This is a genomic window from Chlorobium sp., assembly GCF_049593655.1.
GTDB lineage: Bacteria > Bacteroidota > Chlorobiia > Chlorobiales > Chlorobiaceae > Chlorobium.
The window spans coordinates 16,123-38,274 of sequence record NZ_JBAWHG010000052.1 but is presented as its reverse complement, the minus strand read 5'-3'; the positions used below and the strand labels follow the sequence as shown (position 1 = coordinate 38,274).

At 54.9% G+C, this 22,152-nt stretch carries 20 protein-coding genes; 8 read left to right on the top strand and 12 right to left on the bottom strand.

Annotation, left to right across the window (positions count from 1 at the left end; translation table 11 throughout):
• Window positions 1–3: 3 nt before the first annotated feature.
• The 3 genes from nikR to WBP50_RS09455 form a co-directional block, all read right to left on the bottom strand.
• Window positions 4–408: a nickel-responsive transcriptional regulator NikR gene (gene nikR, locus WBP50_RS09465; RefSeq protein WP_423933830.1), complete on the bottom strand. Its 405-nt coding sequence runs from the start codon at window positions 406–408 to the stop codon at window positions 4–6.
• A gap of 61 nt (window positions 409–469) precedes the next feature.
• Window positions 470–1,918, bottom strand: a complete 1,449-nt coding sequence (gltA, locus tag WBP50_RS09460; protein ID WP_423933828.1) for an NADPH-dependent glutamate synthase — start codon at window positions 1,916–1,918, stop codon at window positions 470–472.
• A gap of 115 nt (window positions 1,919–2,033) precedes the next feature.
• A complete protein-coding gene (locus WBP50_RS09455) occupies window positions 2,034–2,879 on the bottom strand; it encodes a sulfide/dihydroorotate dehydrogenase-like FAD/NAD-binding protein (protein ID WP_423933825.1) in 846 nt (281 codons plus the stop codon).
• A gap of 174 nt (window positions 2,880–3,053) precedes the next feature.
• On the opposite strand from WBP50_RS09455, the gene hisH reads away from it, so the two are divergent.
• The 5 genes from hisH to WBP50_RS09430 all read left to right on the top strand — a co-directional run bounded on the left by hisH (window position 3,054) and on the right by WBP50_RS09430 (window position 7,985).
• The gene (hisH, locus tag WBP50_RS09450; RefSeq protein WP_423933823.1) at window positions 3,054–3,659 is read left to right on the top strand and encodes an imidazole glycerol phosphate synthase subunit HisH; all 606 of its coding nucleotides are present in this window, start codon (window positions 3,054–3,056) and stop codon (window positions 3,657–3,659) included.
• 34 nt (window positions 3,660–3,693) lie between these two features.
• On the top strand, window positions 3,694–4,464 hold the full coding sequence (gene hisA, locus WBP50_RS09445; protein ID WP_423933821.1) for a 1-(5-phosphoribosyl)-5-[(5-phosphoribosylamino)methylideneamino]imidazole-4-carboxamide isomerase: 771 nt from the start codon (window positions 3,694–3,696) through the stop codon (window positions 4,462–4,464).
• A 57-nt stretch (window positions 4,465–4,521) separates the two neighbouring features.
• Window positions 4,522–5,133 (top strand): SMC-Scp complex subunit ScpB, encoded by a 612-nt coding sequence (gene scpB, locus WBP50_RS09440; RefSeq protein ID WP_423933819.1) that lies wholly within the window; start codon window positions 4,522–4,524, stop codon window positions 5,131–5,133.
• Between the two features lie 14 nt (window positions 5,134–5,147).
• Window positions 5,148–5,897, top strand: a complete 750-nt coding sequence (locus WBP50_RS09435) for a pseudouridine synthase (RefSeq protein ID WP_423933817.1) — start codon at window positions 5,148–5,150, stop codon at window positions 5,895–5,897.
• A 75-nt stretch (window positions 5,898–5,972) separates the two neighbouring features.
• Window positions 5,973–7,985 carry a helix-hairpin-helix domain-containing protein gene (locus WBP50_RS09430; RefSeq protein WP_423933815.1) on the top strand — a complete coding sequence of 671 codons (2,013 nt, stop codon included), beginning with the start codon at window positions 5,973–5,975 and terminating at the stop codon, window positions 7,983–7,985.
• Between the two features lie 12 nt (window positions 7,986–7,997).
• Here WBP50_RS09430 and WBP50_RS09425 read toward each other — a convergent pair whose 3' ends face one another.
• Both WBP50_RS09425 and WBP50_RS09420 read right to left on the bottom strand, forming a co-directional pair.
• Window positions 7,998–8,954: an L-threonylcarbamoyladenylate synthase gene (locus tag WBP50_RS09425; RefSeq protein ID WP_423933813.1), complete on the bottom strand. Its 957-nt coding sequence runs from the start codon at window positions 8,952–8,954 to the stop codon at window positions 7,998–8,000.
• Window positions 8,955–8,975: 21 nt separating this feature from the next.
• A complete protein-coding gene (locus tag WBP50_RS09420; RefSeq protein ID WP_423933812.1) occupies window positions 8,976–9,665 on the bottom strand; it encodes a diacylglycerol/polyprenol kinase family protein in 690 nt (229 codons plus the stop codon).
• A gap of 371 nt (window positions 9,666–10,036) precedes the next feature.
• Between WBP50_RS09420 and WBP50_RS09415 the strand changes: the two genes are divergently transcribed.
• The 3 genes from WBP50_RS09415 to WBP50_RS09405 all read left to right on the top strand — a co-directional run bounded on the left by WBP50_RS09415 (window position 10,037) and on the right by WBP50_RS09405 (window position 13,969).
• Window positions 10,037–11,593, top strand: a complete 1,557-nt coding sequence (locus tag WBP50_RS09415; protein WP_423933810.1) for a Ppx/GppA phosphatase family protein — start codon at window positions 10,037–10,039, stop codon at window positions 11,591–11,593.
• Window positions 11,590–13,449, top strand: coding sequence for an aminodeoxychorismate synthase component I (pabB, locus tag WBP50_RS09410; protein ID WP_423933807.1), 1,860 nt, complete (start codon window positions 11,590–11,592; stop codon window positions 13,447–13,449). Before WBP50_RS09415 ends, pabB begins: the two co-directional genes overlap by 4 nt.
• A gap of 70 nt (window positions 13,450–13,519) precedes the next feature.
• Window positions 13,520–13,969 carry a hypothetical protein gene (locus tag WBP50_RS09405; protein WP_423933805.1) on the top strand — a complete coding sequence of 150 codons (450 nt, stop codon included), beginning with the start codon at window positions 13,520–13,522 and terminating at the stop codon, window positions 13,967–13,969.
• Between the two features lie 43 nt (window positions 13,970–14,012).
• On the opposite strand, the gene nth is transcribed toward WBP50_RS09405, so the two are convergent.
• The 7 genes from nth to WBP50_RS09370 form a co-directional block, all read right to left on the bottom strand.
• Complete coding sequence (gene nth / locus WBP50_RS09400) at window positions 14,013–14,657, bottom strand: endonuclease III (RefSeq protein ID WP_423933802.1); 645 nt, start codon at window positions 14,655–14,657, stop codon at window positions 14,013–14,015.
• On the bottom strand, window positions 14,658–15,350 hold the full coding sequence (locus WBP50_RS09395) for a metallophosphoesterase family protein (protein ID WP_423933799.1): 693 nt from the start codon (window positions 15,348–15,350) through the stop codon (window positions 14,658–14,660). It abuts the gene before it with no gap.
• A gap of 20 nt (window positions 15,351–15,370) precedes the next feature.
• Window positions 15,371–15,865, bottom strand: a complete 495-nt coding sequence (gene nusB, locus WBP50_RS09390; RefSeq protein ID WP_423933796.1) for a transcription antitermination factor NusB — start codon at window positions 15,863–15,865, stop codon at window positions 15,371–15,373.
• 20 nt (window positions 15,866–15,885) lie between these two features.
• Window positions 15,886–16,578, bottom strand: coding sequence for an HAD hydrolase-like protein (locus WBP50_RS09385; RefSeq protein WP_423933793.1), 693 nt, complete (start codon window positions 16,576–16,578; stop codon window positions 15,886–15,888).
• A 17-nt stretch (window positions 16,579–16,595) separates the two neighbouring features.
• Entirely contained in the window at window positions 16,596–20,132 is a 3,537-nt protein-coding gene (gene smc, locus WBP50_RS09380; protein ID WP_423933791.1) for a chromosome segregation protein SMC, read from the bottom strand.
• A gap of 88 nt (window positions 20,133–20,220) precedes the next feature.
• On the bottom strand, window positions 20,221–21,123 hold the full coding sequence (gene folP, locus WBP50_RS09375; protein ID WP_423933789.1) for a dihydropteroate synthase: 903 nt from the start codon (window positions 21,121–21,123) through the stop codon (window positions 20,221–20,223).
• Window positions 21,123–22,151, bottom strand: coding sequence for a site-2 protease family protein (locus tag WBP50_RS09370; protein ID WP_423933788.1), 1,029 nt, complete (start codon window positions 22,149–22,151; stop codon window positions 21,123–21,125). The genes folP and WBP50_RS09370 overlap by 1 nt, the downstream gene beginning before the upstream one ends.
• Between the last annotated feature and the right edge of the window lies 1 nt (window position 22,152).

Below are 22,152 nucleotides of genomic sequence, written 5' to 3'. Positions count from 1 at the left end.
GAGTTACCCTGCGGAAGAAATGCTGAAGCTGAGATGCTTGACGCCCGCGAGCACCTTGAGCTGTGTTGCAAGTTTTTCCACCTCCCCGGCAGTCCCCTTCACCGCGATGATTTCCAGGCAGTGGTGATGGTCCAGGTGTATGTGCTGCGTTGAAATAATGGTCTCCTGAAAATCATGCTGGACGTCGAGCAGCTGGCCGACCAGTTCCCGTTTATGATGGTCGTAGGTCATGACGAGGGCTCCGGCAACATCGCCGCCTTCCACCCACTGTTTTTTCAGAAGCTCCTCCCTGATGAGATCGCGCAGCGCCTCGGAACGGCTTTTGTAGTGCTGATCGCCGATATGACGGTCAAAAGCGTCGAGCAGTGTTTTTTCAAGGGAAACACCGAACCGGTAGAGTTCGCTCATGGATGGTTTCTCCTGCTGAATAAAAAAAGCCGGCCTCAGGGCCGGCCTCCTGTAAACATGGTTACTCGTTATCGAAATCCGGGGCTTGCCCCGCAAGTTTTTCATGAATGGCTTTTGCTGCCGTCCGTCCGGCGCCCATGGCAAGAATGACGGTTGCTCCTCCTGTGACGATATCGCCGCCGGCATAGACATTTTCTTTCGATGTGGCCATGGAATTGATGTCGACGACGATAGTGTCCCGCCTGCTGACCTCGATTTCTGGCGTTGTCTGCTTGATGAGCGGATTCGAACCGTTGCCGATGGAAATGACCGCCATATCGATCGGAAGCAGGAATTCGGAGTCTTTTACCGGTACCGGTTTGCGACGGCCGGATTCATCAGCTTCTCCAAGCTCCATCCGGATGCATTTCACGCCGGTCAGCCACTGCTGTTCATTGCCGATGAATGCAATCGGATTCATGAGCAGCAGGAACTCGATGCCTTCATTTTTTGCATGATCGATCTCCTCTTTACGGGCCGGCATTTCAGCTTCCGACCGTCGGTAAACGATATAGGCGTGCTCGGCGCCGAGTCGTTTCGCCGTACGGACAGCGTCCATTGCCGTATTTCCGCCGCCGAACACTGCGACGTTTTTGTCCCTGCAGTCGAAAACCGGAGTGTCGGATTGCGGGAAATCGTACGCTTTCATCAGGTTGACCCTGGTAAGGAACTCGTTCGCCGAATAAACTCCGAGCAGATTTTCTCCTGGTATTCCCATGAACCAGGGCAGACCGGCCCCTACCCCGATGAAAACAGCGTCGAAGTGCTCCTCCTCCATGAGCTCGTCGATCGTGACCGAACGTCCGACCACCGTATTGGTGACGAATTCGACCCCGATCTGTTTCAGTCCGTCAATTTCGGCCTGCACGATATCCTTGGGAAGGCGGAATTCGGGAATTCCGTACATCAGTACTCCGCCAAGCTGATGCAGGGCTTCATAAACGGTCACCGAATGGCCAAGTCGGGCAAGATCGTTGGCACAGCTCAAACCAGCGGGGCCACTGCCTATAACAGCTATTCTCTTGCCTGTGGCCGGCAGAATTTCAGGCAGTTCGACATTGCCGGTTTCCCGTTCGTAATCGGCCACGAACCGTTCGAGATTGCCGATGGCGACGGATTCATGTTTCTTTTCGAGAATGCAGACTTTCTCGCACTGGTCCTCCTGAGGGCAGACCCTGCCGCAGATCGCCGGAAGAATGTTGTCCTCCTTTATTTTCCTTACCGCTCCGAGAAAGTCGCCTTCCGCTATCAGTTTGATGAACTTGTCGATCTTGATGTTGACCGGGCACCCCTTGATGCATGCCGGGTCCTTGCACTGAATGCACCTCATTGCCTCCCTCTGTGCCAGTTCAGGAGTATAACCGAGATGAACCTCCCTGAAATTCCGGATACGCTCCTTCGGGTCCTGTGCAGGCATGGGCTGGCGCGGTATGGCAAGACGCTCCTTGGTCGTCATAGGTTTTAAATCCATAGTACTTCCTCTGTAGAAAATCTTCTGTTTTATGAGTGACTGCACATTCGGCCAGGCTGCCCGTTCACGATTCAGGGAGACTGGCCGGTTCAGGTTTTGAATGGGATTTCGGATGCTACTTCTGCTGGCCGAGCTGGCACTTGTGCGAGAATGCCTCGACGGACTGCTGTTCCTCCTCCAGGTACATTCTGTTTCTGTCGGAGAGGTTTTTGAAATCCACTTTGTGGGCATCGAATTCCGGTCCGTCAACACAGGCGAAGCGGATTTCGTTGTCGATCGTAACACGGCAGCCTCCGCACATGCCGGTTCCGTCAACCATCACCGGGTTAAGGCTCACCACCGTCGGGATGCCGTAAGGCCTGGTCACCTCCGCCACGGCTTTCATCATGGGGATGGGCCCTATGGCAAGCACGTAGTTGATGGTTTTTCCGGAGTCGATCAGTTCCTGGAGTTTCTGGGTGACGAAGCCGTGAAATCCGTATGATCCGTCATCGGTCGTTATGTAGGCTTCATCGCTGACCGCCTTCATTTCGTTTTCAAGAATGACCAGCTCCTTCGTGCGCGCTCCGTTGATGGTGATTACATGGTTGCCCGCTTCCTTGAGCGCCACTGCTGTAGGATAGGCTATGGCCGTGCCTACACCGCCTCCGATGCTGACGGCGGTGCCGAAGTTTTCGATATGCGAAGGGGTGCCGAGCGGTCCGACAATATCATGGATGCTCTCGCCCTCCTTTTTCAGGTTCAGTTCGCGCGTGGACTTGCCCATACCCTGCACGATGAGGGTAACGGTCCCCTTTTCCGGATCGGAGCCTGCAATGGTCAGCGGAATTCTTTCGCCGTGTTCACTTACTCGTATCATGACAAATTGACCGGCTTTTCTTTTTTTAGCTATCCGGGGAGCGTGTATTTCAATTTTTTTGATATTTTCAGCTAAAAAAATAGCAGAAACAATATTGTTCATTTGTTTTTTTTAGGCTCTGTATGATTATGGAGAACTGCCGATCTTTTTGGTAAGGCAAAAGGAAGGTTATTATAGGAAATAAATACCGAATTAAAAAACGGGCTTCAGGGTAAAGTGCGCCCGGCCGCGGTTTGCGGTTTTCCTGCTGCGGGTTGCTCATCAAAATATGCTGGTATGATCTTTATTGCTGATTATGGCGCGGGAAATCTTCATTCGGTACAGAAAGCGTTCGAATATCTCGGTATCAAGGCTGTCGTAAGCAGCGATCCCCTCAAACTCGCCGGTTACAGGAAGGTGCTGCTTCCAGGGGTCGGAGCTTTCGGCCAGGCCATCAGTTGCCTGAATGCTTCGGGTTTTACGGAAGCGGTTCTTGAACATGTCGACAAGGGTGGTCATCTGCTTGGTATCTGTCTCGGCATGCAGCTTCTTCTCAGTGAAAGTGAAGAGATGGGCTCGAACAGGGGGATCGACCTCGTGCCCGGCAAGGTACTCCGTTTCAGGAGCGAAACCGACAAGATTCCCCAGATAGGCTGGAATTCGGTCGATCTGAAGAGAGAGAGCGTCCTGTTCAGGGGCATTGCCGACCAGACTTTTTTCTATTTCGTGCACTCCTATTACTGCCAGCCTGAAAATCAGGAGGACATTGCGGCAACAACCTGGTTCGCCGACAAAAATTTCTGTTCGGCCATTGAAAAAAATGGTATTTTCGCTGTACAGTTTCATCCGGAAAAGAGTTCCGAAGCCGGACTTCAGGTTCTGAAGAATTTTGCCGGATGTTAAAAGCTTTCAGTTATCGATATCATGTTTTTTTGCCATGCTGATTATTCCTGCCATTGATATAAAAGACGGTAAATGTGTTCGTCTCACCCGGGGCGATTTCAACCAGCAGAAAATTTACCTCGACAACCCGCGTGACATGGCCATCATCTGGCGCAAGCAGAATGCCAAGATGCTGCACATTGTCGATCTCGATGCCGCCCTTACCGGGGAGATGGTCAATTTCGAGCGCATAAAGGAGATTGTCGAAGAGCTCGACATACCCATACAGGTGGGTGGAGGCATCCGTTCGGTTGAAGCGGTGAAGCGCTATCTCGACATCGGAGTGGGACGTGTCGTGATCGGTTCCGCGGCAGTCACCAACCCTGAGCTTATCGGTGAGCTGCTCAGGATGTACCGTCCGTCGAGAATTGTTGTCGGTATCGATGCCGAAAACGGGGTACCGAAAATCAAGGGCTGGACGGAAAGCAGCGGAATGAAGGATTACGAGCTCGCCCTTGCCATGAAGAAAATGGGTATCGAGCGCATCATCTACACCGATATTACCCGCGACGGCATGATGCAGGGTTTCGGATACGAGAGCACGAGGCTTTTTGCCGAGAAGGCAGGTATGAAAATCACCGCTTCGGGAGGCGTAACCAGTTCGGAAGACCTGAAGAAACTGGTGCAGCTCCAGAAGTACGGGGTTGACTCCGTCATTATTGGCAAAGCGCTCTATGAGAGCAATTTCCCCTGCCAGGAGATGTGGTACAATTACGAAGGGGGGATCTGTCTTGATCATGATTTTTCAACTGCCCGGAAACGGTAGACGGGTCTGTTCCATTTCTGCAGCCCCTTCATTTCAATCACTACCCAACAAGCAGCAGTGCATGAACCTGAATTGCCATTGCAGCAGCAGATCGAGGCGTTGATATTCGCTTCGGAGGAAGCCGCATCCCTCTCCCTCGTCAGACAGGTTACCGGAGCCGAGCTTACCGCCGGTCAGCTTGACGCTCTGGTAATGGAACTGAATGCAGGATATGCCGCTGCCGGGCTCAGCTTCCGCATTCACCGTATTGCTTCAGGCTATCGCTTTCTTGCCGAGCCGCAGTTCGGCGATCTTCTCAAACGGCTGCTCGCTCCGCGAATCCGCAGGAAGCTTTCGCAACCGGTGCTTGAAGTGCTTTCGGTTATTGCCTACCGCCAGCCGGTTACCAAGGGAGAAATTCAGCAGCTTCGGGGCACCAGCCCTGATTACGCCGTTGACCGGCTGCTTGAAAGAGGTTTCATTACCGTGTGCGGGCGCGCCGATTCACCGGGCCGTCCGCTCCAGTACGGAACGACAGGCGAGTTTCTCGATCTTTTCGGTCTGCATTCCCTGAGGGACCTTCCGCAGTTGAGAGAGATTCGCGAGATATTGCAGGAGCATGAGGAGCAGGAGTATCTTGCCGGTGGCGGAGCGTCTCCGCAGTCGGGACTTGAGCATAACGATGAGTAACAGTTTATAGTACTATGAGTAAAAATACCCGGGAGGAACGGCTTGTCAGGATCAACAGATATCTGGCAATGAGCGGAATTGCGTCAAGAAGGGCTGCCGATCAGCTTGTTGTGGCCGGGAGGGTTACGGTTAACGGCCTTCTCATCACGGAGCCGGGTCTGAGGGTCGATCCCAAGACCGACGAAGTTATCGTCGACGGACGGCGGCTTGCGGAGCCCGAAGCGAGAAAGGTGTATATCCTTTTCAACAAGCCCAGAAACGTCATCACGACAAGCAGCGATGAGAAAAACCGCGATACGGTACTTGACCATGTAAGCGTAAAGGAACGGGTCTATCCTGTCGGCAGGCTCGACCGGAAGACGACAGGGGTTCTTTTACTGACAAATGACGGCGATCTTGCGCATAAATTAATGCATCCTTCTTCAAATGTGAAAAAAGAGTATATTGCGGTATTGGATAACAAGTTTCCGCATGCGCTTTTACTTCAACTGACCGGCGGGATGCGCCTGAAGGATACCGGAGAGAAGGTCATGCCGTGCCAGGCCAGAATACTTGACGACGGTCTGCAGGTGTGGATGAGTATTCACGAGGGGAAAAACCATCAGGTCAGAAGGATGTTCGAGACTCTCGGTTTTGAAGTAAAAAGACTCGAACGCATTGCCTACGCCGGACTGAAGGTCGGCGAACTCCGGCGCGGAGAGTGGCGGTATCTCGGTCGTAAAGAGATTCAGCAGCTTCAGCAGCTGGTATCAGGCGGCGTTTGATCGACAAGGTCGTTCTCATTCCGGGAGTACCGATAGAGACGACTTTGGTGTGCGGTCATAAAAAAACCGCCAGAGATGAACCTTGTCTGTCATGTGCGTAAACGTCGTGTCGCGAGAGCGGTTATGGCGTTTTCTCTTTTATCGGCATGTTTCAGCACCCTTCCGCCACCGGCCGCTGCCGAAGATGGTCTCGGCGATCTGCTCGACAGGGGGCAGATCGGCGGCGATCTGGAGCAGCTGCAGGAGAACCTCGATGCCCTGAAAGCCCGAAAGATCAGGATCAACGAGGCCGAACCCGATGCATTGCGCCAGCTGCCCTGGCTGAACAGCGGGGATATTTCATCCATTGTCGAAGTGCGCCGAACTCGAGGCGCCATTCTGTCCCTCCGGCAACTGGAAGCTATTATCGGACCGGAGAAAACGGCACGAATCGCTCCGTATGTCACCTTCGCGCGGAAAACCCGCTTACCCTCTCCGGAAGAAAAAGAGCCCCTCTCAGGCAGCTTTTCCAGCAGGGTTTTATGGGATACAACCCCCCGCGACGGCCTGTCCGACGGTCGCTACCCCGGCGATCATTTCAAACTGTACAACCGTCTTCAGCTCGATTACGGGAACTTCCAGGCAAACCTCGTGCACGACAAGGATATCGGAGAGCCGGATGTCGCGGATTTCGTATCGCTGAGCCTCAGCGCCTCCGACCTCGGGATCGTGCAGCAGGCCGTGCTTGGAAATTACAGGCTGAATTTCGGTCAGGGGCTTCTCGTCGGTCAGAGCCGCTTCATGTCGAAAGGATCCGAACCCTCCAACAGCGTCAGGATTGGTTCGAAACGGCTCTCGCCATCCTCTTCGAGTTCCGAGTACGGCTTTTTCCAGGGAGCTGCGGCCACCCTTGATCTGAAACCGCTGGAAGTGACGGCGTTCTGGTCAGCCAACCTTGTCGATGCCAGAAACACCACCGGGACTATAACGAGTTTCGATGAAGCCGGCTATCACCGGACCATGACGGAACGGAACCGGAAGGACAACGTTACGGAAACCGTCTATGGCGGCAGTCTGCTTTACCGCTTCGAATCCGGAGCGGTCAGGGGAAAAGCCGGCGGTTCGTGGCTGCGCTATGACTACGGCGAACCGCTCAAGGCGCTCGGCTCCGTTGACGGTTCATCATCGCTTGGAGGCGTCGAATGCGATCTCCTGATAGGTCGTCTCGGATTTTTCGGGGAGGCTGCATGGTCGGAAAAGCCTCACGGGCGTGTTTCCTGGATTGCCGGGGCGGACTATCAGGTGCTTCCGAAGGTGAACCTGCTGTTCGCCGTCCGCGATTATGACCCCGGCTATTACTCTCCGTTCGCCGGTGCATTTGCCGAACGGGGCGACAATGCATCGAACGAGAAAGGTTGCTATTTCGGCATTGAAGGGGCCGTCAGCAGCAAGGTTTCACTGGGAGCATACGTTGACTGGTTCCGGTTTCCGGTTCTGGATGATCATACGGACTATGCTTCCGACGGCTTTGATACCAGGGTGTTTATCGATTACAGACCCTCCGGTGCTGTTGCGTTGGCTTTTCAGTACCAGCACCGCTACAAGGAGGAGCAGAAGAATCAGGGAAGTTCATCGAGTCCAGTCTGGACGGCTCTGCCGCATATTACCGACCGTTTCAGGCTGGATTGCGATATCGACGTTTCCCGGAGGCTGCATCTGCGAACCCGTGGCGAGGTGAAAAGAGTCGTCAAGGAGTATCTCGCCGGTGATGAAACCTATTACGGCTGGCTGCTCTATCAGCAGGCAAATTTCAGGGTGGGCAGCTTCGGTCTTAAAGGCCGCTTCACCCTGTTCCATACGGATGACTACGATGCCGCAATCTATACCTATGAAGACGATCTTCCGCTCGTATTCAACAGCACGGCGTTCAGCGGCCGGGGAAAAGCCCTCTTTCTGGTTGCATCCTGGGATGTTTCCAGAAACCTGAAACTGGCCGGCAAGTTTGAAACCACATGGTACGATGACAGGGATGTCTACAGCAGCGGCGCTGACGAGCGGGACACCAGCGCTCCCGGCTCATTCCATCTGGGATGTTCGCTGAGGTTCTGAGTGTTTTTCCGCTCAGTGACCCGATGCGGCCCGGTCGAGGCGGTCCCTGATAGCCCGGCCGATCCCTTCTTCGGGAGGCAGTTCGCAGTAAATGACGGCGATGCGGCGCGAGTCGCAGAGACGGAAGAAGTCGAACAGCATTCTGGCGTATTCATCCGGCGTACGGCAGATCCTCGAGAGCGACAATCCTCCGGCTTCGGGTACGGACAGCCCGATGTATGCGGCGCGCACTCCGGGCGGAGTGGTAACGGGCTCACGGGATCCGCAGAGCACGACACGTGCGGCGGGTGCGTAGTGGGGGTATTTCAGCCCGGGACTTCTGGGGGTTTCATCTGTCAGCAGGCAGTCGCTTGTTTCGAGTGCGCCGACGACGCTCCGAAGTTCTTCCATGCTGACCGCGCCGGTTCTCAGAAGCCGGGGGGTGGGGCCCGAACAGTCCACAATGGTCGATTCCAGACCGATAGCGCTCGGCTCTCCCCTGAAGATGCAGTCGATTTTCCCGTCGAGATCCTCCAGCACCGCTCTCCAGCTCGTTGAACTCGGCTTTCCGGAGAGGTTTGCCGACGGTGCGGCTACCGGGCACCTGCAGTGCTGCAGAAACGAGTGTGCATCCGGATTGGAAGGGCAGCGGACTCCTACCGTATCCAGACCTGCCGTGACCGAATCCGGAACGTTACTGTTTTTTTTCAGGACGATGGTCAGCGGTCCCGGAAAAAAACGGCGAATGAGTTTTTCGGCGTCGCTGCCGATATGGTCGGCAACCTTCAGGACATCTTCGGGGCGGGCGACATGGACAATCAGCGGATTGTCCGGGGGCCGTCCCTTTGCAAGAAATATGCGCAGAACAGCTTCGGGGTGGCATATTGCCGCGCCGAGTCCGTAAACGGTTTCCGTCGGAAACGCCACGATACCCCCATCGTTGATGAAGCGCGCGGCTTTTTCAGGAGAATCGGTGACCATGGTCTGCATGAACGTGATGCGATGCGGCGACTACCTGCAGAAAGCCAGAAGCGCCAGCTGTTCGGGGAAAAATATGCTGTAACAGAGCAGGCCGGAACAGGCGCTGAAGAGCGGAATGGTGAGGTTGTCGTCAACTTTGAACCTGCCGACATGCATGTCGAAGGCCTCCGTTCCGGTTGCCGTCATGGCCATGACAAGGCCGACCTGCAGATTGAGGTTCGGCACAACCGCTACGATGAGAAGCGCGGTCAGGAGAAAAGCCGCGCTGCCTTCCAGGCTCTTGTGCCCGAAACGGTGTTTTCCGAATGCTTTTCCGACAAGCGCGGCAGCGGTATCGGCCAGCGCGACCATCGAGAATGCAGCAATTGCAATGATCTTCGGGAAAAAAAACACCAGAAGCAGTGCTGAAAGAGTGATGCAGGTTGCCCCGTTCATCTGCTTGTGTGTTTTTTCGAGTTCGTGCTGCCGGAGCATCGATCCGAAAGTGCGGTGATACCATTCCGACACCGGTTCCGATATGTTTTTCAGCATGTCAACGAGAAAAAATCCGCTAAAGAGCGGCACCAGAAGGAGGAGCGCAAGATCACGGCTGATATGGCAGTAGATCAGGGCAATGGAGATCGAAGAGATATGGATTGCCTTGCGCGCCAGTTCCGCACGAAAGTCGAGTTTGTCGGCCTGTCCGGTTCCGTATTGTTTTCTGTTCTGGTTTTCAGTCACGGTGCCTGCTGTGGTTCGATCATGTTTTTTTGCCGGCCGATACGCTCTCCGGCATGATTCCCATATGACAATGCATGCGGAATATACATTGAAAAGGCGTATGACGAAAACGGAGCGGTCGGGGGCATGCCTGCTTCACGGTTGAGCACAACCGCGGCATCTTTTCCGTCTCGTCACCCGGCCCCCCGGTTTTGTTTCGAAAGCTGCCCCTGGCCATGGGATCTCGTTGGTTCCCGGGCTTTTCCGGGGCTCGCTGCGGCTTCCGGAGGCTTCGATGCGGCGGTATATCCCTATTCTCCGGGAGGTTTTATTTTCCTCACCAAAACATGTACTTTACAGCTGCTTTTTCAACCTTATTGAGCTTTTGCTGTATGGCTTCTGATGCACTTCGGGTTGCTGCCGTCGATCTCGGCACCAACTCCTTTCACATGATTATTGTCGAGGAGAATCGTGAAAAGGGTATTGTAGAGATCGACCGGGTGAAGGATATGATCTGTATCGGCAGGGGCAGCATTTCAACGAAAATGCTCAGTGAGGAAGCCATGCAGGCAGGCATCACGGCTCTGAAAAACTTTCTCGTGCTTGCCTTTCAGCATGGCGTAGCGCCGGAGCATGTGCTTGCTTTCGCAACCAGCGCCATCCGGGAGGCCCGGAACCAGTCCGAGTTTATCCGCAGGGTTAAAGAGGAGACCGGTTTGAAGGTCAAGGTGATATCGGGAAGGGAGGAAGCCGAGTTCATCTACTACGGAGTCAGAAATGCGGTGAAGCTTGGAACCGTCAGTGACCTGATTTTCGATATCGGAGGGGGTTCGGTAGAGTTCGTGATTGCCGACCGTTCCGGCGTAAAGCTTCTTGAAAGCCGCAAGATCGGAGTCGCAAGAATGTTCGAGCGGTTTGTCACCGCCGATCCGGTACCGGAGTACGACATCAAGCTGCTGGAGCAGTTTTTCGCCGCCGAGATGGTTTCAGCCGCCGACAAGGCTGCGGAGCTGGGTGTGAAGCGGGGGATTGCCTCTTCGGGTACTGCCGGGAACATCGCCCGGATGATCCGCTCTCTGCAGGGGGAGGATATCGAGGCCTCCCTGAACAACAGCGGATTTACCCGAAGGGAGTTCAACCGGCTTTACAAAACGGTGCTTCCGCTTCGTTCGCCCGAACGGCGCAAGCTGACCGGTCTCGACGAGAAAAGGGTTGACCTGATTGTGCCGGGGCTTATTCTTTTCGATACCGTTTTCAGGACGTTCGGCCTCGAAGAGATCGTCATATCCGATTCCGCGCTGCGTGAAGGCATGGTGCTTCACTATCTGCAGCAGAAACATGACAAGCCGGGGAAACATCCCGGCCGGGATATACGCCGGGAGAGCGTCTATGAACTCGGCTTCCGGTGCAACTGGAACCGGCAGCATTCGGAGCAGGTCGCCAGACTCTGTCATCAGCTTTTCGACCAGCTTTCGGATCTCCACTGTCTTGATCTCCGTTATCGGGAACTGCTCGAATATGCGGCCCTTCTGCACAATATCGGCACCTTCATTTCCATTTCCTCGCATCACAAGCACAGCCAGTATATTATCATGAACGGCGATCTTCGCGGTTTTTCCCCCTCTGAAACCGGTATTATCGGTAATGTGGCGCGTTATCACCGGAAGTCGCCCCCCTCTGAAAAACATACCCAGTACAGCCAGCTCAAGCCGGGGGACCGCAAGGCTGTCGATGTGCTTTCCGGTATTCTCCGTCTGGCCAACGGGCTTGAGCGCGGCCACCGGCAGAACATTCAGTCGATCGAGATCTCGTTCGACGAGAAGACGATTACGGCAGGCCTGCACAGCCGACTCGAGCCGGATATCGAAATATGGGCGGCGGATCTTCTCAAGTCATGGCTTGAAACGGTTCTGCAGCGCGATATCGTGTTTGAGCCTCTTCAGGCATGAGCAGGAGTGGTTTCGGGATGTACAGTGAAGATTTTCTCATCTCAAGACCCGGCACGCTCTGGTTTGAAACGGCAGGTACAGGATCTGCAGGCGGTGACGGGCTGCTTTTTTCCGATCCTCTGGAGGCGCTGACACTCGATACGCTCTCCGGCCTGCATGATTTTTTTTCGGCGCTTGAAGACCGGCTTCGCAAGGGGTTTTTTCTTGCCGGATGGCTGAGCTATGAAGCCGGCTGCGGATTTGAATCGCAGTTGCGGCGTACGTCCCGATTCGCTTCAACTGCCGGTCCGCTCGCATGGTTCGGGGTATACCGGGAACCGCTGCGTTTTACCGGTGATGAAGTGGAGATCTTTCTTTCCCGTCAGAGGTCACGGGAACCTTTCGCTCTCGGTGCGCTTTCTTTCGATCTTCCGGCTTCCCGCTATCGTGCCGCTATCGATACCATAAGGGAACGGATAGCCGCCGGTGATGTCTATCAGGTCAATTTTACCGGCAGGTACCGCTTTTCGTTCAGCGGCTCCCCGCTGGCGCTTTTCGAAACGCTTCGCAGGAGTCAGCCCGCCGCCTACAGCGCGATGCTCAATACCGGTGACCGGATGGTGCTGTCCGTCTCTCCGGAGCTTTTTTTTCGATGCCGGGACGGGATGATCGAAACCATGCCCATGAAGGGCACGGCTTCCAGAGGGGCGAGTCCGGAGGAGGATGCCGCCCTGAAGCAGGGACTCAGGGAGTGCGGGAAAAACCGGGCGGAAAATCTCATGATCGTCGATCTCCTGCGCAACGATCTCGGAAGGATATGCAAGCCTGGTTCCGTCGAGACCTCCGACCTGTTCGCCGTGGAATGCTACCCCACCCTCTACCAGATGGTTTCGACGGTGCGCGGAAAACTCAGGTGCGATGCCGGGCTTTATGATATTTTCCGGGCGCTCTTTCCGTCCGGCTCGGTTACCGGAGCGCCGAAAATAAAGGCGATGGAACTGATCGGAGAACTGGAGACGGCCCCCCGAGGGATCTATACCGGAACGATGGGCTTCATCGAGCCCTGTCGCGATATGGTATTCAATGTCGCAATCCGTACCGTCGAACTTGCGGGAGACAGGGGCGTTTACGGTTCCGGCAGCGGTATCGTATGGGATTCCGATCCTTCGGAGGAGTACCGGGAGTGCATGCTCAAGGCCCGGATTCTCGACGATGCGGCCAAGGGGCCTCCCGGGCTTTTCGAAACCATGCTCTGGGCCGGCAGGTATCTCTGGCTCGATGAGCATCTTGAGCGGATGCGGAGGTCTGCTGCTGCGTTTGGTATCCCTTTCGATGAAGAGGGGGCGCGAATGGTGCTGGAATCCCTCGAAGACGAGCTTGCGGCGGGAGGCGGACGTTTCAGGGTCCGCATCGGGCTTTCCTCGAAGGGACAGCTCGCTCTCGAACATGAACCGTTCGAAATGGTTCCTGCGAGTGCTCCGGTCAGGCTCTGTCTTGCCGGAGAGCGCATCTTTTCGACCGACCGGTATCGCCGGCATAAAACCACGTCGAGAACGTTATATGACCGGTTTTTCAGGCTTGCGGCGCTCCGTGGTTTTGACGAGGTGCTCTTTCTCAACGAGCGGGACGAAGTTGCCGAAGCCGCAATCAGCAATGTGATTGTCCGGAAAGGATCCTGCTATTACACGCCTCCGGCTGCTTCAGGCATTCTCGACGGCATATTCCGGAGCTATTTTCTGCATACCCGGATCAACTGCCGTGAAAAAGTGCTTTTTCACGGTGATCTTCTCGCCGCCGATGCAATCCATGTCTGCAATTCGCTCAGAGGTTTGCGCCGTGCAGTTTTCGACGGAACGGTAATTACAGGTAACGGTTGATAAGAAAACGGAATAGGCGTATATTGCCGTAAAGCTGTGCCGTCCTTCTATCATTTTACCGCCTACCATCATGCGAGATCATACGCCCGACTTTAAAATGCATGAGCTTTCCGACGCCAGTAAAGCTCTTATCCGCCAGACCGTGCAGCAGCTTCTCGAAAAGCTTGCGGCGGACGGTAAACTGGTGGGGGATTCGCTTCTGGAATTCTGGGTTGAGGTTCCCGGTCTGCAGCATTCCAGGGGGACGTTTCGCGGCGGTTTTCACATGCCGGACAGCTTTATCTACATCACGGACTATTTCCTTTCCGGGGAAGCGGCCCTCAAACCCCTTCCGGCCTATACCGGCGATCCCGCCAGGGTTTGGGAAGACCTGTTCGACGAGCTTTTCTACCAGATCGAAATCTTTACCTCTCCCGTTTCGGACCCCAGGGGAATAACGCTTGAGCTCTGGGCGGGAAACCGGCAGCGGCCTGAAGGAGAGTGGATTTATGCCGTGGACCGGAAGATCGAACTCGCGTAGCGGGTTACGTCTGGGTTCTGCTCTCTATTAATAGGGATGCCCTTCAGCTTTTTTCGGGCCAGTCGCAGATATCCCTGAGCACGCAGCGCGCACACTCCGGCTTTTTCGCCTTGCAGGTGTAGCGTCCGTGCAGCAGCAGATAGTGGTGAAAATCGATGACCCACGCTTCGGGAATGATGGCGATCAGTCCGGCTTCGGTCTCTTCCGGTTTGGAGGTTTTTACCAGGCCGAGGCGGTTCGATACCCGGTGCACATGCGTATCGACCGGCATGACCGGACGGCGGAATGCGTTGCTCAGCACGACGTTGGCGGTTTTTCTTCCTACCCCCGGCAGGCTTTCCAGAGCATCTCTCGATTCGGGAACTTCGCCGTTGTACTCATCTGCCAGTTTCCGGCTGACGGCAAGGATGTTTTTCGCCTTGTTGTTGAAATAGTTGATCGAGCGGACAAGAGTTGTGACGGATTCCAGATCCAGCAGGCTCATGCTCGCGGCATCGGGAGCTATCCTGAAAAGCTCTCCGGTGATTTTATTGACCTGTTTGTCGGTTGCCTGTGCGGCAAGGATGGTGGCGATGAGCAGCTGAAAGGGAGATGCGTAAACCAGTTCGCTTTTCGGTTCGGGATAAAGCGTGCCGAGCGTTTCCCTGATGAAGCTGACTTTTTCCGGTGCGGTCGTTCTCGATGGCATTCAGTCAAGATTTTCGGTTTGCAGGAGTTGTCTTGAAGGGAGAATCACGGCTGTGAGTCTGCCGAGCAGGGGATTATTGTGGTAGACGCATCCGGTGTCGATGGCGATAAGGCGTTCCAGCAGCAGCGGTTTCGGAACCGGGGTATGGGCGCAGACCAAGGTTTTTTCCCAGGGATAACGTTTGCTTTCCAGGAAGGATGTTCTCATATGGAGCCGCTGCCAGCAGAACTCCTCGGGTTTGTAGTACCGGAGATTGTCCCTGACGGAGAGTTCCGGATCGAGTCCTCCGTGGGTGAAGAAATAGTTTTCCGTTTCGATGTAAAAACGGCCGTTTCTCAGAAAATCGAGATGCTCTTCGGGAAAATCGAGCCCCCTGCTGCTCGCATACGAACGGAGCGTAGCCTGACCGCCGTTGTAGAACCAGGTTACGGGATCACGGTTTTCAAGATACTGCAGGTACATCACCTCGTGGTTTCCCTTGATGAAAAAACAGGCGAACCGTTTCTGCAGTTCAAGCAGAAAGTCGATCACCTCCCTGGAGCGGGGGCCCCGGTCGATATAATCGCCAAGGAAAACAAGCTGATCGTCGCTCTGAAGCTCGAGCTGTTCGAGAAGGTGCTGCAGGGAGAACAGACACCCGTGGATATCACCGACTGCGATGATCCTGCAGTTTTCCGAGAGTGTATGTTCCATCTCCCGTCCTGGTGAGAAAATTATTTGTCCGGTTCGGTTTTCTGCAGTTTTACCGTCGAGTGATCGATCAGTCCTCTTCCGTTTTTATGGATTTTTCCCTGGGTTTTCAGTTCGTTGAATATCGCGTCGAGAATGCCGTTGACGAATTTGCTGCTTTTATCGGTGCTGCTGAATTTTTTTGCAATCTCGATGGCTTCATTGATGGAAACTTTAGGGGGAATATCCTCGCAGTAGAGAATCTCTGCAAGCGCCATTCTGAGGATGTTCTTGTCGATAATGGCAATACGGCTCATGTCCCAGTTGAACGTATGATTTGAAATATAACGGTCGATTTCACTCATATGTTCCTTGATGCTGCCGATGAGGATGTTGAAAAATTTCATGGCATTGGCATCGTCAAGAATTTCCCTGGTCAGAAGCCATCCTGCTGCGGAGTCAATATCGGTATCACGGAGTTCAATGGTGTAGAGCGCCTGTAATATTTTTTCCCTGATCTGTCGTCGGTAGGTCTTCATAAAAGAGCGGTGTGTTGATTTTATGGGTTGAGAATAGAATGGATAACGCTCTGTGTCCGGGTTAAGTTTTCAAGCAGGCATCCGGGAGTGTTTTTATGCAGCTCATCCATAGGCACGTTTCCTGTAGCTACTGCAATGGAGTGGGCCTGCAGCGCTCTGGCACAGGTAATGTCGTGAACGGTATCGCCGATGATGACGATATCTTTTCCGGAGAACTTTTTTCCGGTCATCCGGAATGCCCGTTCCACGGCAATCGGGGGAAGGTCGTTACGGTGGAAGGCGTCGTCGGCAAAAGCGCCGAACGGGAAGTAGTGGTCTATTCCGGGCAGCTTGAGTTTATGTCGTCCGGATGCCTCGAAATTACCGGTAAGGAGACCGAGCAGGAGATCGGTACGCCCGGCAAGCGCGTCGAGAAGTTTGCGTACGCCGGCCATCAGGGTGACATCCGACGGGCGGGTTTCCTGGCGGAAGCGCCTGATATAGGACTCTTTGGCCGCATCGAATTTTTCCGCTATCCGGTGCTTTTCGAGGCCGGTCTCGGCGAGCACCTCATAAATGATGGATCCATCCATCCTGCCGGAAAAATCATGGGTGGCGGCGCTCCCCTCTGTCCCGTAGACCTCCCTGAGGGCATCGATGAGGATCCGCCGGTTGATACTGCTCATGCTGAGCAGCGTTCCGTCTATATCAAATAACACCAGTTTTCTCAGCATAAAAGGATCCGGCAGCCTCAATGGCTTGATTTTTCAAGCCTGACGGGAATCAGTTTCGATACACCCTCTTCTTCCATGGTTACGCCGTAGAGCGCCTGACAGGACGCCATGGATTTCTTGTTGTGCGTAACAATAATAAATTGAGTGTTATTCTCAAATTTTTTCAAGAGTTTAATGAAACGGCCCACGTTTGCGTCGTCGAGAGGAGCGTCCACTTCGTCGAGAATGCAGAAGGGGCTGGGCTTGACAAGATAGATGGCGAAGAGGAGTGAAAGGGCTGTCAGGGCCTTCTCGCCTCCGCTGAGCTGTTCGATGGAGAGCGGTTTTTTGCCTCTCGGTTTCGCTACGATTTCAATATGCGCTTCAAGCGGATCTTCGGCGCTGCTGCAGAGAAGATCAACCTCGTCTTCGGGGTCGAACAGCTCATGGAAAATGGCGATGAAGTTCTTTCTCACCGCGTTGTAGGTCTCCCTGAACTTCAGGAGAGCAGTTTTGTTGATCTCCTCGATGGTGTTGCGCAGCAGGGTTTCGGCAGAGAGCAGGTCCTCTTTCTGGGCAAGCAGAAAATCAAGCCGCTCTTTTTCCGATTCATACTCTTCAAGCGCCAGTTCGTTGACCGCTCCGAACTGCTCACGCTGCCGCAGCAGGAACGCCAGCCGGTTTTCCGCCGAGGCCCTGTTGAAATCTGCAGGGAGCTTCTCCGGTTCAACGATCTCCAGTTCACAATCATGCCGGACGCGGATCGAGGTCATGAGATGATCGAGCAGCTGTTCCGCCCTCGACTGCTCTCCCTGCAGTTCCGAAACCAGTTCCCGGCTGATGTCGTGTTTTCTTCGCAGCTCCCGTACGGCTGTACGGGCATCGTGATTTCCCGCCTGCAGCTCCCGACAGACGGTCTCAAGCTCCATGAGCGAGGTCTGTTCTCCGGCTGCGGCGACAAGCGTTTTTTCCAGTTCGGCCTTCAGTAAGGAAACGGCATGCTCCGTATCGCGGATTTTCGTCGAGGCATCGGCACTCTCCCGTTCCAGCTTCCGGATATCATCATGTACTGCCCGAAGGGTCTGAAGTGTCGCATTGATGCTGAAAAGCAGCTTTTCCAGCTCAAGCTGTGCATCCCGGTGCAGACTCTGGCGCGACTGGACATCGTGACTGAGCCTGTGGTAGCGGCTTTCGAGCTTTGTCAGCTCTTCCTGGGAGTGCAGAATGGTTTGCTGGAAGTGGAGCACCCTCTCTTCAAGGGTTTCGATTTCAGGGACGAGCGCGGAGGCGTTCAGGTCGAGCTGCTGCTCTTGCAGGGTAATTTCCATAATCTCCTGTTCGGCACGGCTGATGCTCTCCCGTCGGGAGTTTTCTTCAGCTTCAATGCGGGCGAGATCTTTTTCCAGCACATTGAGCGCCTGCTGCTGCGGCACGCTCTGAACCTGTTTCAGCCTGGTCGCAAGGGTATCGAGTTCCTGGCGGAGCTGAAGAAGCCGGGCTTCCGCATGAGTGCATGTTTTCGCTATGGCAGCCTCTTTTTTCGCCAGCAGGTCTCGTTCGGCTTTTTTGCCGAGCCGGAGCCCTTCACTGTTGTGGGCGCTTCCGCCGTAAAGCACCCCTTTGCCGTTGAATTTTTCCCCTTCCGGAGTAACGAAGACCGATTCCGGATGGAGGCGGGAAAGCGTTTCGGCAGTTTCAAGGGTATCGACCATATAGTGCCCGCCGAGCAGCAGATTCATGGCCGGAGAGAGATTCTCGGGAAAACTCAGGAGGCTGATGAGGCTTTTTGCATTGTCGGGCGCGACGGTTCCGTTTCCGCGACTCTCCCGGATCAGTTCAAGCACCAGAAAATGCAGTTTTCCCTTTTTCGACTGCAGCAGCTGTTCCATCGATTGTTTCGCTTCGGCAAGAGAGTGTGATACATAATAGCCGAGAGCTTCTCCAAGGGCGGCATGAACGGCTTTCCGGTGCAGCGGGTCCAGCGCGATGAGATCGGAGAGGCATCCCGGTGTCGAGCCGGGAGCTTTCATGTTTTCAAGGAAAGCGATGCCCTGGGGCAGTCCCTCGAAATTGTCGAGCACGGCATTGCAGAGCGCTATCTGGTTGCCGATGTTTTCACGCTGTGCCTTCAGGGAGAGCAGCTCATCCCTCTGCAATTCGATAGCCGTCCGGCACTCCTCCGTTTTTTGCTGCAGCAGCTGTTCTTCCTGCCGAGCCTCTTCTATCCGTGACTTCTGCAGGACGATTTTCTTTTCGGTTGCCTGTCGTGCCTCACGGATATCTTCTATCTGCCGGATTGTCGCTGCTTTTGTTTTTTCCGCTCTTTCAAGAGAGGAACGGAGGTGTTCCCTGCGGCTTTCACAACTGTTTTTTTCAAGGACGAATTTTCCGAGCGCTTTTTCCGTTTCAGCCATTTCCCGCCTTTTTTCGGCAATTGCGGATCGCTGCGCCTGCAGTTCGGCGTTAAGGCTGTCCTGTTCCAGAGCGAGATTCCTGTACTCCTCCAGCTTCGCCCTGGATACCTCTTCAAGCGGATTTTTCCGGTCGGTCAGTTCGGTGTTCCGCTTTTCAAGCATGAGAATTTTCTGCTGTTTTTCCTGCAGAGCCGATCGGATGCTGCCAAGAGCAGCCGTCAGGTTTTTTTTCTGTTCCTCCTGCTGCAGCACTTTTTTTTCGAGGTCGTGAATCATCGTACTGCGCCCGTTGAGCTGCTTCTGGGCCGTCGAAAGCTCCTCCTCGCGGCGCAACTGCAGCAGTTCGGCCTCCTGCAGCACACTGTCGTGGCCCGCTATCGACGCGGCCAGTCCGTGGCAGATCTCCTCCTCCCTTTCGATCCGTTTTTTCAGCGGCTCGAGTTTTTCGAGCTCTTCATGCAGGGTAATGCCGGCAAGCTGCAGATCCATCGCCCTGATATCCTGTTTCAGTTCCCGGAGTTTTTCGGCTTTTTTGACCTGCAGTTTCAGGTTCCGTACCTTTTTTTCCACTTCGGCAATGACATCATCGACTCTCGAAAGGTCCCTCGACGCGCTTTCGAGCTGTTTGAAGGTCTGTTTTCTCCGCTGCTTGTACCTGGTTATGCCGGCGGCTTCCTCGAAAAGCTTGAGGCGTTCCTCGCTTTTGTTGCTGATGATCTCTTCGATCATCTTCAGCTCGATCACCGAATAGGCGTCGCTGCCCATGCCGGTATCGGTGAACAGATCGAGAATATCCTTGAGCCGGCAGGGTACCTGGTTGAGCAGGTAGTCGCTGTCTCCATTCCGGTAGAGCCGGCGGGTGACGGTTACTTCGGTATATTCGGTCGGCAGGACGTTGCGGGTGTTCTCGATGGTGATGGAGACTTCGGTAAGGCTGAGCGGCTTCAGGTTTTTCGAGCCGTTGAAAATGATGTTTTCCATTTTTGCCGAGCGAAGCAGGGAGGTGCGCTGTTCACCGAGTACCCATCGAATGGCGTCCACCACGTTGGTTTTGCCGCAGCCGTTCGGTCCGACAATTGCCGTAAGCCCTTTGTCGAAAGAGATTCTTACCCTGTGGGCGAAGCTCTTGAACCCGAAAAGCTCGATTTTTGAAAGGTACATGAAGGGGCGTTTTTGTCGATCCTGTTTCAGCCGGAAATCAGAAAAGTAATAAAATAAGGGGTACCCGAAAAATACGGAACAGTGGCTGCTATGCCATGGCGTTTTTCATGGCGCTGACCACAGCGGCGGCGTGAACCGCCGATCGGATGTCATGCGCACGGATGATGGAAGCTCCGTTCATGAGCGCTATGGTCTGTGCTGCAGCGGTGGCGTCGTACCGTTCTGCCGGCGGGAGATCGCTTTCCCCCTGTTTCTTTACGGCGTGGCCGAGAAATGATTTTCTCGAAACCCCGGCCAGCAGCGGACGTCGGAGTTCCAGCAGTGCGCGGAGATTGCCGAGAAGCCTGAAATTCTCCTCGACGCTTTTGCCGAAGCCGAAGCCCGGATCGATGACGATATTGTCGATGCCCGCATCTTCCGCCAAGGCGACGGCTTTCTGCAGAAAGGCCATGACCCTTCGGTTGATCTCTTCGGATGCGGACAGGGTTTCGGTGCTCCATTTCATTGCCTGAGGCGTGAGCGGAGCGTGCATGAGCACTGCGGCGGCCCGGTATCTGCGGCAGACGGAGGGGAGTGCCCTGTCGAAGGTGAACCCTGAGATGTCGTTGACGATCTGCGCTCCCTCACCGAGGGCGGCATCGGCCACCTCCGCCTTGTAGGTGTCTATGGAGATCAGTACATCCGATTTTTTGCGCAGGAGTGAAATAAAGGGAGCGGTTCGGCGGATCTCCTCCGCGGCTGAAATTTTCGCCGATCCCGGCCTGCTCGACTCTCCGCCGACATCGATGATGACGGCGCCCTCCCCGACCATCGAGAGGGCGTAATTCACAGCCCGGTCAAGGTCGGTTTTTTTGTCGGCGAGCTGAAACATGCCTCCGTCCGAGAACGAGTCGGGAGTAAGGTTGACGATGCCCATGACTGCCGGATTCCGCCGCAGGTCGAGCTCGCAGCCGGAGCAGTCGAGCAGGTAATGTTCCGGATTCTCTTTCATCAGGTGATGCCGAACGGTACCGGTGTGAACGAGAGAAAAAAGACGGCGACAGCCAGCCATCCGGTTGCGGTTCTTTTTGTGTCGAGCGGATGGTCGTAGCCTGTCGGGGGATGGCCGATGCGGATGAAGCGCACAAGAATCAGAAACCAGAACATCCACCCCGGCCAGGACCAGTGCAATACCGAATCCGGAATATGGAGCTTCACGCCCGGCAGAAAAAGGGGCGAGATCAGTTCGAGAAATGCCGGGAGTGCAAGCAGGAAAATAAAGCCCATAAAGAGCCTTGCCGTCTGCAGCTGACCCTTTCGGCCGAACATGGCGTAGATGATGTGCCCGCCGTCGAGCTGGCCTACCGGCAGCAGGTTCAGGGCCGTTACAAATGATCCGAGCCACCCGGCGAACAGGAACGGATAGTGGTACATTTCGGTCATCGGCGGCAGATTCTTCGGATGGATCAGCCATTCCAGGATGATCCAGAGCAGGTTTCTGCCGAGAAAAAGAGTGCCCTCAGGGGGTGATCCGCCAATGACTCCCGTTGTGAGGTATTCGGGGTGGATCGAATAGATGTACCCTTCCGGGGGCAGGTTGAGAAATCCGTAAACCAGCAGGGCAAGGCAGACGGCAAAGCCGGAGAGGGGCCCCGCGGCGCCGGTATCGAACAGCGCCCTTGTATCGGGGATCCGCTCCCGGATTCTGATGACCGCACCCATGGTGCCGAGGTTCAGGAGAAAGGGCAGCGGCGGAACGGGAATGAAGTAGGGCAGGCTTGCCCCTATCCGGTGCCGGAGTGCGGCAAAGAAATGCCCGAACTCATGGACGCCGAGGAAAAGCAGCAGGGATGCGGAATATGCGGCGCCGTGTCTCAGATCGGAGACCACGGTGGCGGCGCTGTCGAGCCGCACGGGATGTCCGGTCCAGAACGCACCGGCCCAGAGGGTGCATACTACGGTGGCGAGGAACAAAACGATATGGAGGAGATGGTTCTGATCGGCAAGGATAGCTTTTCTTGAATGCACGGAAAGACTCATG